Consider the following 15,127-nt stretch of genomic DNA (forward strand, 5'->3'; position numbering starts at 1 on the left):
GTTGCGCGTGCAACGGGCTTCGCGTGAGGCTTGCTGAAGCTGCACCTAGCGGGCTGGATTCCACGATAGAAACTCTCTGCACTTCCATCTCCCTTCCTGCGGATTAATTGCGAGGGTGCGCGGTCGCACCGAGGAACCGGGCACGAAGCACCGCTACTGGTCAAGACTTCGTTTCGGGCACCGCGCATGTGAATCGCCGGCTGTTTCGAGAGTTACGGATGTGCCGCGTGAATTTCGGCGATGTATCCGCCGGGAAACTTGATCATGGCGGAAGCGCGTCCGTCGCTCTCGAAGGGCGTCACCAGTATGGTTGCTCCTGCGCCGCGCGCCTTCTCGAGGCTCCCGGCAAGGTTGTCAACCTCATAGCCGGTTACTTCGCGGCCGTAGGGATAGGGGAGGTGCCCGTCGGTGACAAAGACCGCCACCTTTCCGAACTTGGATTCGATACGTACTCGGCGCACGGTGCCATTCCTGCGCCCAACCTCAATGCCCGGTGCGTCGTGGTCGCTGACGATGTGTCCATGCGAGAAGGCAAGATACGCGCGCAGGAAATCGGCAATGCGCACCGGCGAGACATAGACGCGGTTCTCCGGGACATATCGGAATGCCGCATACGCGGGCGCAGTGATGTGCCAATACAGCTGGGTGTTCACTCCACCGGGGAACTGCACCACCGCATCGCGTCCGATGGGATCGGGAAACGGCGCCACCAGCACGTCTGCCCCCGCCTGTTGCGCGGCGTGCGTGGCGGCCTCCAGGTCGGTCACCAGCAGTCCGGTGCGTTCCAGTCCAAAGGGATAGGGGACCGGCGTCTTAAACCCGAACAACGACACGGTTCCCGATGGCGTTTGCAGCAGTTGCGAAGTTGTGCTGCTCGGCGTCGGCGTCACGGTGGCCACAACCTGCCTGGTGCTCTGCCCTCCGAATGTAGCCAGGAATGCGGATACAAAATGCTCCACCTCTTCCGGAGCCACATAAACGTGAGTGGTTCCATACTGCGGCGCTACGGCATAGTTCTGCGCCTGCTTCGCGCGATGGGGAACCCCGGGCCGGGGCTGTGCGCTGGCGGCCACCATGCCGAAGATCAGCATGGAAGCCATCGACATGCGCGTAATGAACATCAACATTCTCTTCATGGAACTCCTCTCCTGTGCCAATCGCCAATGAGGCGCGGCGCTAGAACAATGCTTCCAGTTGCGCAACCAGCTTGCGCGCCGCGGAAATCTCCTCCCCTGTAATCGTGTGCGGACGTCCTGGAATTCGCATCAACTGCACGTGCGCGCCCATGCGCTCCAGTTCCCGCGCAGAGTCCGCGACACGCTGCCATGGCACGTGCGGGTCTGGATCGCCTGCACTGAGGAGTGCGGCCATTCCATCAAGGCGGCCCTCGTGATGCAGGTCCATCTCGGGTGGACCAATCAAGCCGCCAGTGAACGCGATCAGCCCGCCATACGGCGCCGGGTTGCGGCTGACAAACTCTGTGGCCAGGCACGCACCCTGCGAGAAGCCCGCCACGATCATGCGTTCCGGGCCGATACCCGCCGCAGCACAGTGTTCCCGCGCAGAAGTTATCGTTGCCAGCGACTTGCCCAGCCACGGTTCATTCTGCTCAAGCGGCGCAAGAAACGAATATGGATACCACGTCTGCTCCGTGGCCTGCGGCGCCAGCAGTGCCGTGCGTTCGCTGCCGAGTTCGAACCCGAGCGGGATTATCGACTCCGCCGTGCCACCCCGGCCATGCAGCAGAAGGATGGCGACCGTGGCCCGCGCCAGTTCGCAGCCCGCATGGAGCAGTCCCGCTGCATGAGCACTACTCATGAGCCGCTCCCGCCTTCTGATGCGGCAGATAAATGGGAGGCAATGTCTTCTCCAGTACTGCGCGGTGATCCTCCAGCCACGCGGGCAAACGCAGTGACTCGCCCAGAACTGACTCGTTTTCATCAACGGCGAAGCCGGGCGGGTCGGTGGCTAGTTCGAAGAGCACGCCTCCGGGCTCGCGGAAGTAGATGGAGTGGAAGTAATTGCGGTCGCGCACGGGAGTTACGTACATTTCTTCGGCCGTCAGCCGCTCCCGCCATGCAAGCTGCACGGCATCGTCTGGCACGCGGAAGGCGATGTGGTGCACGCTGCCTGCGCCAAGCTGGGCGTGTGGCGCGGCCGGGGTCAGCAGCAAGTCCACCGTGCTGCCCAGGGCCGTGCCTGCGGCGGAATAGCGGGAGCGGTTGCCTTCGGCCTGCGTCTGGCGCATGCCCAGCGTGTGCAGAACCGCTTCGGTGGGACCTTGTTCTGCAACCGTCAAGGTAACGCCATAAAAGCCGCGCAGCGCATGTGCCGGTTCCACGTCTGACCAGCGCGATGGGAATAACTCGGACGGATTCTCGTCGGTACCTACAATCTCCAGTGCCATGCCGTCCGGATCGCGGAAGCGCAGTACCGGTGCGCCAAAGCGCTCCCCGGCCTTCTCCGCGGGAACCGATGCTTCGCGCAGTCTGCGCTCCCAGTATTGGAGAGATGCTTTCGGAACTCGGAAGGCCGTGGCGCTGGTCTCTCCGCTGCCCGCCTCTCCGCGCGAGGCGCCGGGCCAGGGGAAGAACGTGAGGATGGTGCCCGGCGTTCCACGGTCGTCGCCGTAATAGAAGTGGTAAGTGCCCGGATCGTCGAAGTTCACCGTCTTCTTCACCAGACGCATGCCGAGCGTTCCGGCGTAGAAGTCCACATTGCACTGTGGATCCGTCGCGATGGCCGTTACGTGATGCAGTCCCTCAATGGGTTCCATGGGTCGCCTTTCATCCTGGCGGCGCGGGTGCGCGCGTTGCCATGACCCTACCGTCTGCATACTTTTCAGGCATCCCCATTTCGAGTAGCCGCGGTGAACTCTTCCGCGCCATGCTGCCTGCCCCAAAGAAGGAGTTGCATGCGCCCATATTGGGCAATGCGCCACGCCAGTGTTCGGGGCACAATCCTCCCATTCCGGAAGCGCAGAGAACGTCCCATGGTTTGCAGCACGCCGCCCGGAGCAAGGAGCTGAGCCAATGAATCGTACGCCTGCCGTTATCGCACGCCTGCTGTTGTCCGTCGTATTCCTGCTGAACGGTTTGGGCGTCATTGATCAAAGCATTCCGGCACACGAACTCGCCGTTCGCGGTGTACCCGACGGTGTCGTGCCGCTGGTCATGCTTGGTGGACGCGCTCTCGGGACCGCAGCCGGATTGGCATTAGCGCTGGGCGTGCTTCCGCAGTTGGCTGCCGCGGCGTTGCTCGCTTTTCTGGTTCCGGCCACCTTCGTTTCCCATTCCTTCTGGGAGGCTTGGGGAACGGCGGCCTTTCAGCCGCAGATGATCAACTTCTTCAAGAACGCTGCCATCTGGGGAGGTCTGTTGTTTGTGGCGGCCACGCGGTCGCAACCCGCACTGGTGGCCACCTCCTCACTGCTTTCGCAACTTCCATCGCTCACGGCGCGCGAGCCACGCTGACTGCAGCCCGCCAAGCCGCGATGCATGTTTCCCAACCGTCAAACACAGCCATGGAGAAAATCATGACGCTTAAACCTCGGAGCGAAAAAGGCCTGCTCACTCCCGACAACTGCGTGGTCACACTCATCGATCACCAGCCCCAAATGCTGTTCGGCGTTACCAGCATTGACCGGCAGTCGCTGATCAATAACGTCGTCGGCTTTGCCAAGGCCGCGCAGATCTTTGACGTACCACTGATTCTCAGCACCGTGGAGACAAAATCCTTCAGCGGCAACCTTTGGCCGCAGTTGCAGGCCATCTACCCCGAACAGACGCCCATCGAGCGCAGCAGCATGAATTCCTGGGACGACAAGAACTTTGTTGCCGCCGTTGAGAAGACCGGACGCAAGAAGATCGTGCTTGCCGGATTGTGGACCGAGGTGTGCGTGGCATTCCCCACCGTCCAGGCTATCCACGACGGCTATGAAGTCTATGTGGTGGAAGACCTCTGTGGAGATCTGGATGAGAAGACGCACAATGCCGCCATGCGCCGCGTGGAGCAGGCCGGTGCCAAGCCCGTCACCTGGATTCAGGTAATGCTGGAATGGCAGCGTGATTGGGCCTTGCGTGAGACCTACAACGCCGTGATGGATGTGGTGAAGAATCACGCCGGAGCCTACGGAATGGGCGTGGAGTATGCCTACACCATGGTGCACGGTGCACCGGCCAGTGCGTACCCGGCCTGGGAAATTCCCGGCGATACCGATCACAAATGACGCGGTGAATTGGAAGGAGGTGGCAATGAGCGGGCAGAGTATCTACTACAACGGGAAGATCGCAACAAACAGCCAGCCATATTTCGCGCAGGCCATGCTCGTGCAGGATGGCCTGGTGAAAGCCGTGGGCTCGGAGAAGGAGATCCTTGCGCAAAAGGAGCCTGGCGCGCCCATGGTGGACCTCGCGGGGCGCACGGTAATCCCCGGGCTCAACGATTCGCATCTGCACATCGTGCGCGGCGGACTCCATTACAACCTTGAGCTGCGCTGGGACGGCGTGCCCTCGCTCGCCGATGCCCTGCGCATGTTGCACGAACAGGCGCAGCGCACGCCCGCGCCGCAGTGGGTGCGCGTCGTCGGCGGGTGGAGTGAATTCCAATTCGCCGAACGGCGCATGCCAACGCTCGAGGAGATCAATGCTGTCGCGCCGGATACTCCAGTCTTCGTGTTGCATCTTTACGACCGCGCTTTGTTGAATGCTGCCGCGCTGCGCGCCGTGGGCTACACGCGTGACACTCCCAATCCTCCCGGTGGCGAAATTCAGCGCGACCGGCAGGGTAACCCCACCGGAATGTTGATTGCACGGCCCAACGCGGGCCTGCTCTATTCCACGCTGGCCAAGGGTCCTGTGCTTGACTACGAGGATCAGCTCATTTCCACGCGTCACTTCATGCGCGAACTCAACCGCCTCGGCGTCACCAGTGCCATCGATGCGGGCGGGGGCTTCCAGAACTATCCCGACGACTATCGCGTGGTCGAAGAGTTGCATCGCCGTGGGCAGATGACGGTGCGCATTGCCTACAACCTCTTCACGCAGCGGCCGGCGCACGAGCTGGAAGACTTCACCCGCTGGACCGCGCAGGCGGCTATTCACCAAGGCGACCGCACCTTCCGCCTTAACGGTGCCGGCGAAATGCTTGTCTTCTCCGCCGCGGACTTCGAGGACTTCCTCGAGCCGCGCCCCGATCTCAACGGCGCAATGGAGCAGGAACTGGAGGCGGTTGTGCGGGTGCTGGCCGCGAAAGGCTGGCCTTTCCGATTGCACGCCACCTACGATGAATCCATTTCGCGCTTCCTCAACGTCTTTGAGCGCGTGAACCGAGACATTCCTTTCGACGGGCTGCATTGGTTCTTCGACCACGCCGAGACCGTGAGCGACCGCAGCCTGGAACGCGTTGCCGCACTCGGCGGTGGCATTGCGGTGCAGCATCGCATGGCCTTCCAAGGAGAGTACTTCGTCTCCCGCTACGGTGCGGAGGCCGCGCAGCGCACGCCGCCCATTCGCCGCATGTTGGAAATGGGGCTGCCTGTGGGCGCGGGTACTGACGCCACACGCGTGGCCAGTTTCAATCCGTTCGTCTCCCTCGCCTGGCTCGCCACTGGGCGCACTGTCGGCGGGCTGCAGCTCTACGGCGCATCGCAGAGACTCACCCGCGAAGATGCGCTCCGCCTCTACACCCAGGGCAGCAGTTGGTTCTCCACAGAAGACGGCGCCAAAGGGGGACTCTTTGCCGGGCAACTCGCGGACTTCGCGGTTCTCTCCGCCGATTACTTCAGCGTTCCGGAAGAGGAGATCCGCGCGCTGGAGTCCGTTCTCACCGTCGTTGGCGGAGAAGTGGTGTATGCCGCTGACGATTACCGCGAACTGGCTCCCCCGGCGCTGCCCGTGGCACAGGACTGGGCGCCAACTCGCCACTATGGCGGATATCACAAGCCCACTGCCGCATCCGTGCACCACTGCCTCGGCCACGCGCACCACGCGTCCGCCGCTGGCAGCCCGCGCCTTGGAGAATCGCTCTGGGGGCTGGGCTGCGATTGCTTTGCATTTTGAACTGGGTCTGGAAGGAGGCTCTTGTGAAGTTGCTGCTTGGTATGTTGATCAGTTTTTCCGTCGGTGCGTTTTGCCGTTTCTTTGATATTCCCGTGGGCAGTCCGCCGGTGCTGCCGGGAGCATTGCTGGTGCTGGCCATGACCCTGGGCTACTCCTCCACCAACACCATTTTGAATCGCCGCGAGCGGCCTGCCACCACGTCACATCTCTGCGGAGGCCCGACCGGTGCAACCGTTGGCTCGGCCCGTCGTGAGGCTGTGTCCGCGAGGGAGGGGTGAGTTTTGCTGGTCTGCCAGAAGCAAGAAATCTCCCTGCTGCGATGGCTGCTGTGGCGCCTGAGCGCAGTTGTGTACCTTGCAACACTGCTGCTGCTGACCTCAACGGCACCAGCGCAGGCTCCGGTGGAGGCGGAGCCTCCCGCAGCGGTGCGTACCTATCACTTGCTGCGCTATGAAGACGACTGGAGCTTTCTCCGGGAACCGGAGAAGCGTGCGGATTGGTTCGATTCGATCAAGTACATTCCGCTCGATGCGAGCGGCGCGCGTTACCTCTCGCTCGGCGGCGAGCTTAGGCAGACGGTGGAGAACGTGCGCAGCGACGCATGGCAGACGCAGGCGCCGGTAGTCAATACCTTCACCCTCGAACGTATGCAATTGCACGTGGATGCGCGGGTGGCGGCGCGCCTGCGCCTCTTCCTTCAGTTTGAAAGCGGATTGGAGCAGAGGCGTACGCCCGGCCCGCGCGCCGTGGACCTTAAACGTCTCGACTTCCTGAACGCCTTCGCCGAGATCGGTGTGCGCAACGGGGCGCGCCCCATTGCGTTACGCGTGGGGCGGCAGGAGATCATGCTCGGGTCTGGCCGGCTGTTGGCCGTGCGCGAAGGACCCAATGTACGGCAGGGTTTTTACGGCGCGCGGCTTCATGCGCCGCTGCATTCCTGGCAAACGGACTGGTTTGTTTTGCGGCCGGCAGCGGACAAGCACGGTTTCTTTGACAATGTTCCGCTGCAAACCACCAGCTTCTGGGGAGGCTATGCATCGCGTCCCTGGAAACTCGACAGCCGCAATCTGCTCGATGTGTACTACTTCGGGCTGGACCGCAAAAAGGCCACATTTGCGCGCGGCACCGGACGCGAACTGCGGCATACGCTTGGCGCGCGCATTGCCTCCAAAGACCCGGCCTCCACCGCCGGACGAGTTGCCATCCCGCACTTCGATCTTGAGGCGGCATATCAGTTCGGGTCCTTCGCCGGCGGCGGAATCCGCGCCTGGACCGCGGCCACCGAACTGGGTGTCATTCTTCCGCGGTTGCCGTTTACGCCGCGCGTGGGGCTGCGTTCCAATGTGACCAGCGGCGACCGCGTTTCGTCCTCGGGGCCGCTTGGCACGTTCAATCCCTTGTTTCCCATCGGGAATTATTTCGGCATTCTGGCAGATACGGGACCGGGCCCTCTCAACTCCCGCGATCTGCATCCCAATGTTCGTCTCTTTCTGCCGCATGGCGTCTCGCTCAATGCCGATTGGCTTTTCTGGTGGCGGCAGAGCCTGGCCGATGGCGTGTATGGCGTGCCGGGTAATCTGCTGATTGCCCCGGGCGCCAGCCGTGCGCGCTTTGTTGGCCATCGCCCGGGCATTGAGGCGCGTTGGCAGATCGATCGCCACGCCTATGTGCAGGCGGATTATGGCGTCTTCTTCGCCGGGCCGTTCCCGCGTCAAAGTGGACGCCGCGGCAACCTCAACTACGCCTCGCTGTGGCTGGGCTACAAATTCTAAAAGAGGAGTGGCCGAATGGAATCCACGCCGCGCGACGATGCGCGCCTGCTCGCCGTATTGTTCGTGCTCACCTTCGTCACCGGACTCATTGACGCGGGCAGCTTCCTGGCCATGGGGCATGTCTTTACCGCCAATATGACGGGCAACGTCGTGTTCCTCGGCTTTGCCTTTGCCGGGGAGCCGGGCTTGTCCGTTGGCCGTTCCCTGACCGCTCTGGCCGCGGCCGTAATCGGCGGTGTGCTGGCGCGCGGCTATGTGGAGTGCGCTCCGGAAGGCGCGCGCAGCGCGTGGATGGTGCGGGCGCTCGCCACCGAGGTCGTGTGCCTGACGTGTGCTGCGCTCACTACCTTGTACGGAACCAGCAGCGTTGCACTCTATTCCATCATTGCGCTCACCGCACTGGGCATGGGCGTACGCAACGCAACGGTGCGCCGCCTTGCCGTGCCGGACATGACTACCACCGTGCTGACGCTGACCATCGCCGCCCTGGCTTTCGATCTCTCGTTGGCCGCCGGAGGCAATCTCCGCTGGCCACGCCGACTGGGCGCGGTACTGTGCATGTTTCTTGGGGCTCTTGCAGGAGCAGTACTGCTGCGGAACTCACTCGGATTGCTGCTCGGTGTTTCAGCGGTACTTTCCGGAGGCTGCATTATGGTAATCCAGCGGGGAGCAACAGCAGAGGAGTGATTATTGAAGATACTCAGAAAAAGGGAGAGGCTCTCGGTCTCTCCCTTTTCTGTTTAGGCGCGGATGAACGCCAGCAGGTCGGCGTTGATCTGGTCCGCGTGCGTGGTGGCCATGCCGTGCGGGAAGCCGGAATAGATCTTCAGAGTGCCCTTCTTCACCAGCTTGATTGCCAGCTGCGCGGAATCGGCAATGGGCACAATCTGATCGTCGTCGCCGTGCATGATCAGCACCGGCACATCGATCTTCTTCAGGTCTTCGGTAAAGTCTGTCTCCGAGAAAGCCTTGATGCAGTCGTAATGCGCCTTGATGCCGCCCATCATGCCCTGGCGCCACCAGTTATCAATCACGCCGGGATACACCTTTGCGCCCGGGCGGTTGAAGCCGTAGAAGGGGCCCGAGGGAACATCGCGGTAGAACTGCGCGCGATTGTTCACCAGCGCCGCGCGGAAGCCATCAAACACTTCCATGGGGAGGCCGCCGGGATTGTTCGCGGTCTTGAGCATGATGGGGGGCACTGCGCCGATGAGCACGGCCTTGGCAACGCGACCCTTATCCGCCCGCGCCACATAATGTGCGACTTCGCCGCCACCAGTCGAGTGACCGACGTGGATGGCATCTTTCAGATCGAGGAGCGCCGCCAGCTCGGCGACGTCCGAGGCGTAGGTGTCCATCTCGTTGCCATGGTCTGTCTGAGTCGAGCGTCCGTGTCCGCGGCGGTCATGCGCAATTACGCGATAGCCCTTTTTGAGGAAGAACATCATCTGGGCGTCCCAGTCGTCGGAACTCAACGGCCAGCCATGGTGGAAGACGATGGGCTGGCCGCTGCCCCAATCCTTGAAGAAGATCTGTGTTCCGTCTTTGGTGGTAAAGCTGGACATCGGTGGTTCTCCTTTGGCGTGCCCGTGGGCGGCGGAATTGTTGGACAACGAAAACAGGCTCAGCGGGCGCACAACCGCGGTTGCCAGAGCTGTGGCAGCTCCGGCGTGCAGCAGTTTGCGCCGTGTCAGGATAGGCATTTGCAAGTCTCCTCGTGGTGAATGTCCCGGGGATACGTCGCCGGATCTGCGCAGGCGTGTGTGCTCCGGCAGAAATCATTCTCCCGGCTTGCAGCGCGGTCCGCTACCTCCCACCGGGCAGCGGGTGTCTACCTCTTTCGAGCAGGTAGGTCACACGTTCATCGTTCGGGAAAGTCGAGTCGCTTCCTGCCGAAGAGCAGTGCATCAATGGACCACACGCCAGGCCCGAGGCAGGCCAGTGCAATGCCGATGAATGCATAGAGCAGGCAGTGCGCGGGCACGATGCCGAGCGCCATTAGCAGGCCAAGCTGCTCGCATGCCAGCAGGCATCCCGCGAAGGGCGTCCACAATCCCAGCAAAAGCAGGAGCCCGGGAAGTGATGAGAGGATCACGAGAGTGTCGGGCAGCGTCGGGCCGCGGGTGAGGAGCGCTCCGGCCCCCGCGTGCAGCAGCAGCAGCCCGGTACCGATCCGCAACAGCAGCAGACCGCGTCCCGGCCAGCCATTCGGAAACATGGAAAACAGACGCTGCAACCGGCCTCCCTAGTGGTAGTCCTGTCACTTTAACGTGCCTGTTTTCCCCCGGCATCCCTCTTTCGAGTAAGACGGCTTACTAAATGCTGAGGATGCCGCGTTTCAATGCAATGGTCACCGCGTGCGTGCGGTCGTTGGCGCCAAGCTTGGAGAGAATGCTGCGGACGTGCGCCTTGACCGTGTCTTCGGTGATCGACAGACGGTCGGCGACAATCTTGTTGGCACTGCCCTGGGCGATCAGGTCCAATACCTCAATCTCGCGCAGGGTGAGTGCGCTGTCTCCCATGTAATTTGCCACTTGATTGGCGGCTTCGGGAGACATCCGCTTGCGCCCCGCGTGGACCGCGCGGATGGCTTCCAGCAGCTCTTTGCGCAGAGATCCTTTCAGCAGGTATCCCTGTGCGCCGGCCTTCAATGCTTTCAGAATCTGCACGTCGCCGTCGTAGGTGGTCAGCACGATAATGCGCGCTTCGGGAAACTCGCCCAGGATCTTTGTCGTGGCCTCGATGCCGTCCATGTCCGTCATACGCACGTCCATCAAGGTCACATCCGGCCGCAGCTGGCGGAATGATTCGACAGCCTGGCGCCCGCTGGCGGCCTCGCCAACAATCGCCATATCCGTCTGGCTGGCCACCAGCGAGGCGATGCCCTCGCGCAACAACGGGTGGTCATCCACGGTCAGAATACGAATCGGACTGGCGTCTTGTGTCATACATTCCTCCACGGCAGTAGGCTCTTCTTGACTGCTCGCGCTCCGCGCGGCCGCTCATAGGCAATTTCCGCAGGCACGCGCAATTCCACTTCCGTCCCCGCGCCGGGACGGCTATAGATGTTGATGCGTGCATGCAGCCTTTGGGCGCGCTCGCGTATGCCGATCAATCCCCAGTGTCCCGTGCGCGAGCCGCGGGCCAGCACTGCGGGATCGATTCCCGCGCCATCGTCGCGCACACATAGCCGCAGCCAGCGTTTCCCGAAGGCGGCCTCAGCCTCAATGTGCTGCGCCCTGCCGTGCTGAAAACAATTGCGGATCGCCTCGCGCACAATGCGGTCAATATCCGCGCAGGCGGGCGCCGACAACGGCTGGGGAGTGCCCTCCACGATTACGCTTGAGTCGGGTGGCGGGCCGTTCGCCGGGTCATGGCACTCGCGTCCTTCGCGCATCATCGCGTGTAATATGTCGGCCAGGTCCACGTCGTTGCCCGCTGGATCGCGCATCCCTTCAATGGCGCTGCGGCTTTCGCGCAAGGCTTCATCGGCGCGGCTGAGCGCTCCCGAGAGGGCTTCCTTGGCCTCCGAAGGGCGTGCCGGCAGCATCATGTCCACGGTTTGGAAGCGCAGCATCAGTCCCTGAAAGCTCTGCAACAGAGTGTCATGCAGTTCCTGTGCAATGCGCGTGCGCTCATTCAAGCGCTCCTGAAAGCGCGCGCTCAACTGCCTCGAGAGCGCCAATGTGCGCAGCCGAAGCCAGAGCAGCGCCAGCCCTGCCAGCGCCACCAGCACCGCTGCGCGGAACCACCAGGTCTGCCAGAAGGCCCGGGCAATGGAGAAGGAGAGTACCGTTTCCTCGGCGTTCCACAGGGTGCCGTCCCGAGAGGCAATTACGTGGAAGAGATAGGTCCCCGGAGCCAGATTGCTGTAACGCACTTCGCGAATCGCCACCGCCTGGCTCCAATCCTGATCCACTCCGTCCAGCTTGTAGCGGTAACGCACGCGCTCCGGCGTTGAGAGGGCGACACCTTCGTAGCGGATTGCCACGTCACTTCGCCCTGAGGGAAGCTTTGGGTCGCCCTGTGCCGGATACTCCTCCCCGCCGGAGAGCAGAGACTCGATATGCACCGGAAGTCCCACTGTGTCGCGATAGTGCGGAGCGGAATCTGCCATGGCCACGCCGCCGTTGATCGCAATCCATATCCGCCCCGCGGGATCGTTCACCATGGAGCGGTCGCGCCGCACCTCGCTGCCCTCGGGAACCCCGTCGCCGGCCTGGTACGTCTGCACGTCCGCCTCGCGCAGTTTCCCTGCGAGCAGTGCCTCTCGCGGCATGCGCAAAAGGTGGTCGCTGGTGGAAACCCACAGGAAGCCGAAGCGATCTTCCGAAATGCCAAGGATCTGTTCGCGCAGCACATCCGGCGACGTGCGCAGCACTAGAACCTTCTCAGGCCCGATGGAAATCAGTCCCTCCGCGGTGCCCGCCCACAGCACGCCTCCCGAATCCACAAAGCAGGTTCGCACGTCCAGCGAGGGCAGTCCGTCCTGCGTGCTCCATCTGCGCCACCGGCCATTGCGATACTCACCAAGCCCCACCGGGGTCGCGGCCCAGATCGCGCCATCTTTTCCCTCGGCCAGCGCGTTCACCGCATTGGACGGCAACCCGTTGGCGTGCGTGAAGGTCTGAAATTTCCCGCCTCGCAGAACCACCAGTCCTGCGCTAAGTGTTCCCGCCCATATTGTTCCGTCTGAGGCTCGCAGCACGGAATATACGTCCGTCTCCTTCAGCCCTTGCCGCGGCCCGAAACTGGCGGCTGTCCAGCGTCCGCCCTGCCACCGCAGACGAGTCAGCCCGCCGCGCTGGCGTCCAACCCACACCTCATCGTCTCCGCCGGAGATGGAGTACACAACGTCATTGGCCGGCCCGTCCAGCGCCACCGTCCGCATCCGTCCCTTTTCCAGCACGCGCAGTCCGCCCGTGACGGGCGCCAGCCAAATGCGTCCTCGTGCATCGGCATAAACGGTTCCCGTCTGCGCCACACCATGTCGCGGCTGCTCCACGTAGCGCGTGAACACGCCTTCACGCAGGCAATCCAGGCCGTTCTTGCCGCCGAACCACAATGCCCCATCGCTGTCTTCAAAGATCGCCGAGACGTTTCCGGCACCCGCGTCAGCGCGCATTCCGGAAGGATGCCCAGCGGTGATTCGAAGCAGTCCTGCTCCGGTTCCGGCCCACACGTTGCCATTGCTGTCGCCGGCAAGTGCCACAATTTGTCTGCTGCTAAGAACTCCACCGGGGGTGTAAAGTGTGCCATCCGTTTGCAGCAGCAATACTCCGTGGTCCGTGCCCACCCACACACCGCCGCTGTGAGCCGGCAGCAGTGCGTTGATCTTGCGTCCCTCCAGTTGCCGCGAGGCGGAGATCAACCGTCCCTGTCGCAGAGTGAACAGTCCGGCTTCGCGCGTACCGATCCAGGTGAGTCCGTTGCGCGACTCGGTCATCGCCGTCACCGTGCCGGGAATGTCCAATGCCTTGGCGACAATTTGAAAATCCTTACCGGTAAAGCGCATGGTGAAGCGCCCCAGGCCGGTCAGCATCACGCGCCCGTCGCGGGCCTGCGCCATGGCCGTGATTGGGGTTTCCTCTACAGAGTAGGCCGCGAATGCGTTGTGAAAAGCCCCGTTTCGATAGAGCAGCAGACGAGCGTCATCGGTGCGTATCCAAAGCGTGTTATCGCGGTCGAGCAGTAACTGCCGAACGCGGCCCAGTGCCGGTTCCGCTGCCAGCGGGCGTTGCAGCAGCACAAAGTTGCGGCCATCAAACCGCACCAGTCCGCGGTCGGTGCCGATCCACAAAAAGCCGTCTGCCGATTGCGCAATGGTATACACCTGCCCACCCACGAATCCCTCCGGCGTACCCCAATGCCGGTGCACATATTGCTCCAGGGACTTGGTTGCATCGAGCGCACCCAACGATGCCGGTGCCAGAAGCAGCACCGCGCAGCAGGCCAGCCGTTGCGCCAGCCCGCGCCAGTTACGGCAGATATTCAAAGTGCGCAATCACCACCTCCGCGGGCACGTGAACCTTGTTGCGCGAAGGATGAAATTCGTAAAGGTTGAAGTGCACCGTCTCCCCGGCCGGAATTGGAACCCCGGAGGTAAACACCCGCTCGGCAAAAGGCTTTGTGTCCGCCTGTGCACCGCGGTAACTGCGGAACGTGGCGCGGCCCGGCTCCCACTGCAGGATGTGTGTGACGGTGCCGGAAGGCGAGGAAAAGCGGTAGACGTTCTCCGGCACAAAGAAGGGTTGCACCACGTACTGCGTGTTGTCCCAGCGGACGTTTCCCCAGCGGCTCAACTCAATGTCCATCTCATTGCGAAAGCCTTCCGAGCGCAGCGGGTCCCAGGTGAACATCGCTGCCACGGCCGTGGCAGGCAGATGGCCGACGTCCTCCACCACAAAGCGATACGTCCCGTACCCGAGGCTGTGCGTCAGAGACACCTCGGCGCAACTCACTCTCCCATCCCGCTCCGTCATGCGCAGATGTAAACGTCCCTGTGCGTCGGTCCAGGCGTTTTCCGTGCTGTAGGCGTTCGATTCGCCGCCGCGGTCGCTCGATGCTGCCCGCACCGTCCATTCGTATCCGCCGAAGCGAAGAGTCTTGGAAGGCACCGGCGCGCCCGGCGTTCCGGCAAGTACGGCAATCGCACGTACCCCTTTGCCCACTGTGGGGAGCTGCTCCAGACGGTTCATTGGAGAGTACCCGGCTTCTACGAGCAGCGCAGCATATTCCACGCCGAGGTGCGTCGAGTTTTTCCAACTGCTGTCTGCCAGAATCTTAGTCTGCCGCCGATTGGCGAACGGCTGCACCCACCACACGCCGCTGCGGGCATACACCAAAACGTAGTCACCCGCATGTGCGCCCTTCACCGTGCCCGCAATATAGTCCATTCTGGCGGGGCCACCGGCATCGGCTGTCGGCACCTGTGTTATTGCGATGGAGGCTGGCTGTTCCTTCCGCAGGCGGCAGCCCGCAAGAAAAGTGGCGGCAAGGATCAGCAAGAACAGGACGACATTTGCCCTGCGCCGCCCCCAAGCCCTCTGTAGCATGTGTTGGGCGTTGTGTGCCGCTCCGCGCATGCGCGCACCTGGCACCCGCACCGCAAACCTGCATAAACCTGAGAGGGAGGTAATCCGGGAATAGACGCTGATTCTCACGCCCGTCGAGCCTTTCCTTCCAACTGAGGATTTCCGTCCACGGTCCGCTGCCGGCAGGCAAACGAAACCCGGCTAGCGTGAAGACCTTGGAGTAACGCAATGACCTCAAACGAGAGACAGCAACGCCGCCCAC

At 62.5% G+C, this 15,127-nt stretch carries 14 protein-coding genes; 6 read left to right on the forward strand and 8 right to left on the reverse strand.

From position 1 onward, the window contains the following. Positions 1–212: 212 nt before the first annotated feature. The 3 genes from AC6IZO_RS02170 to AC6IZO_RS02180 are packed head-to-tail and all read right to left on the reverse strand — an operon-like array spanning position 213 to position 2,776. The gene (locus tag AC6IZO_RS02170; RefSeq protein WP_497807544.1) at positions 213–1,136 is read right to left on the reverse strand and encodes a glyoxalase; all 924 of its coding nucleotides are present in this window, start codon (positions 1,134–1,136) and stop codon (positions 213–215) included. Between the two features lie 40 nt (positions 1,137–1,176). Further along, a complete protein-coding gene (locus AC6IZO_RS02175; protein ID WP_497807546.1) occupies positions 1,177–1,818 on the reverse strand; it encodes an alpha/beta hydrolase in 642 nt (213 codons plus the stop codon). Then, the gene (locus tag AC6IZO_RS02180; protein ID WP_497807548.1) at positions 1,811–2,776 is read right to left on the reverse strand and encodes a ring-cleaving dioxygenase; all 966 of its coding nucleotides are present in this window, start codon (positions 2,774–2,776) and stop codon (positions 1,811–1,813) included. The genes AC6IZO_RS02175 and AC6IZO_RS02180 overlap by 8 nt, the downstream gene beginning before the upstream one ends. A gap of 256 nt (positions 2,777–3,032) precedes the next feature. On the opposite strand from AC6IZO_RS02180, the gene AC6IZO_RS02185 reads away from it, so the two are divergent. The 6 genes from AC6IZO_RS02185 (at position 3,033) to AC6IZO_RS02210 (ending at position 8,518) form a co-directional block, all read left to right on the forward strand. Next, positions 3,033–3,473 (forward strand): DoxX family membrane protein, encoded by a 441-nt coding sequence (locus AC6IZO_RS02185; protein WP_497807550.1) that lies wholly within the window; start codon positions 3,033–3,035, stop codon positions 3,471–3,473. A gap of 62 nt (positions 3,474–3,535) precedes the next feature. After that, complete coding sequence (locus AC6IZO_RS02190) at positions 3,536–4,228, forward strand: hydrolase (RefSeq protein ID WP_497807552.1); 693 nt, start codon at positions 3,536–3,538, stop codon at positions 4,226–4,228. 25 nt (positions 4,229–4,253) lie between these two features. Further along, positions 4,254–6,059: an amidohydrolase gene (locus AC6IZO_RS02195; RefSeq protein WP_497807554.1), complete on the forward strand. Its 1,806-nt coding sequence runs from the start codon at positions 4,254–4,256 to the stop codon at positions 6,057–6,059. A 23-nt stretch (positions 6,060–6,082) separates the two neighbouring features. Continuing rightward, entirely contained in the window at positions 6,083–6,337 is a 255-nt protein-coding gene (locus AC6IZO_RS02200) for a DUF1427 family protein (protein WP_497807556.1), read from the forward strand. A gap of 3 nt (positions 6,338–6,340) precedes the next feature. After that, on the forward strand, positions 6,341–7,831 hold the full coding sequence (locus tag AC6IZO_RS02205) for an alginate export family protein (RefSeq protein ID WP_497807558.1): 1,491 nt from the start codon (positions 6,341–6,343) through the stop codon (positions 7,829–7,831). Between the two features lie 15 nt (positions 7,832–7,846). Then, positions 7,847–8,518, forward strand: a complete 672-nt coding sequence (locus AC6IZO_RS02210) for a YoaK family protein (protein WP_497807560.1) — start codon at positions 7,847–7,849, stop codon at positions 8,516–8,518. A 53-nt stretch (positions 8,519–8,571) separates the two neighbouring features. On the opposite strand, the gene AC6IZO_RS02215 is transcribed toward AC6IZO_RS02210, so the two are convergent. The 5 genes from AC6IZO_RS02215 to AC6IZO_RS02235 form a co-directional block, all read right to left on the reverse strand. Further along, the gene (locus AC6IZO_RS02215) at positions 8,572–9,396 is read right to left on the reverse strand and encodes an alpha/beta fold hydrolase (RefSeq protein WP_497809914.1); all 825 of its coding nucleotides are present in this window, start codon (positions 9,394–9,396) and stop codon (positions 8,572–8,574) included. A 296-nt stretch (positions 9,397–9,692) separates the two neighbouring features. Beyond that, positions 9,693–10,067, reverse strand: a complete 375-nt coding sequence (locus tag AC6IZO_RS02220) for a hypothetical protein (RefSeq protein ID WP_497807562.1) — start codon at positions 10,065–10,067, stop codon at positions 9,693–9,695. A gap of 79 nt (positions 10,068–10,146) precedes the next feature. Further along, positions 10,147–10,779, reverse strand: a complete 633-nt coding sequence (locus AC6IZO_RS02225; protein ID WP_497807564.1) for a response regulator — start codon at positions 10,777–10,779, stop codon at positions 10,147–10,149. After that, a complete protein-coding gene (locus AC6IZO_RS02230; protein WP_497807566.1) occupies positions 10,776–13,835 on the reverse strand; it encodes a sensor histidine kinase in 3,060 nt (1,019 codons plus the stop codon). The genes AC6IZO_RS02225 and AC6IZO_RS02230 overlap by 4 nt, the downstream gene beginning before the upstream one ends. Continuing rightward, positions 13,810–14,727: a hypothetical protein gene (locus AC6IZO_RS02235; RefSeq protein WP_497807568.1), complete on the reverse strand. Its 918-nt coding sequence runs from the start codon at positions 14,725–14,727 to the stop codon at positions 13,810–13,812. The genes AC6IZO_RS02230 and AC6IZO_RS02235 overlap by 26 nt, the downstream gene beginning before the upstream one ends. Positions 14,728–15,127 lie beyond the last annotated feature (400 nt).

This window comes from Oryzophilus luti (assembly GCF_059726245.1).

Coding starts and splice junctions, on each gene's coding strand:
- AC6IZO_RS02185 (WP_497807550.1), top strand. CDS start 3,033: ATGAATCGTACGCCTGCCGTTATCGCACGCCTGCTGTTGTCCGTCGTA.
- AC6IZO_RS02190 (WP_497807552.1), top strand. CDS start 3,536: ATGACGCTTAAACCTCGGAGCGAAAAAGGCCTGCTCACTCCCGACAAC.
- AC6IZO_RS02215 (WP_497809914.1), bottom strand. CDS start 9,396: ATGTCCAGCTTTACCACCAAAGACGGAACACAGATCTTCTTCAAGGAT.
- AC6IZO_RS02170 (WP_497807544.1), bottom strand. CDS start 1,136: ATGAAGAGAATGTTGATGTTCATTACGCGCATGTCGATGGCTTCCATG.
- AC6IZO_RS02180 (WP_497807548.1), bottom strand. CDS start 2,776: ATGGAACCCATTGAGGGACTGCATCACGTAACGGCCATCGCGACGGAT.
- AC6IZO_RS02195 (WP_497807554.1), top strand. CDS start 4,254: ATGAGCGGGCAGAGTATCTACTACAACGGGAAGATCGCAACAAACAGC.
- AC6IZO_RS02225 (WP_497807564.1), bottom strand. CDS start 10,779: ATGACACAAGACGCCAGTCCGATTCGTATTCTGACCGTGGATGACCAC.
- AC6IZO_RS02235 (WP_497807568.1), bottom strand. CDS start 14,727: ATGGACTATATTGCGGGCACGGTGAAGGGCGCACATGCGGGTGACTAC.
- AC6IZO_RS02210 (WP_497807560.1), top strand. CDS start 7,847: ATGGAATCCACGCCGCGCGACGATGCGCGCCTGCTCGCCGTATTGTTC.
- AC6IZO_RS02175 (WP_497807546.1), bottom strand. CDS start 1,818: ATGAGTAGTGCTCATGCAGCGGGACTGCTCCATGCGGGCTGCGAACTG.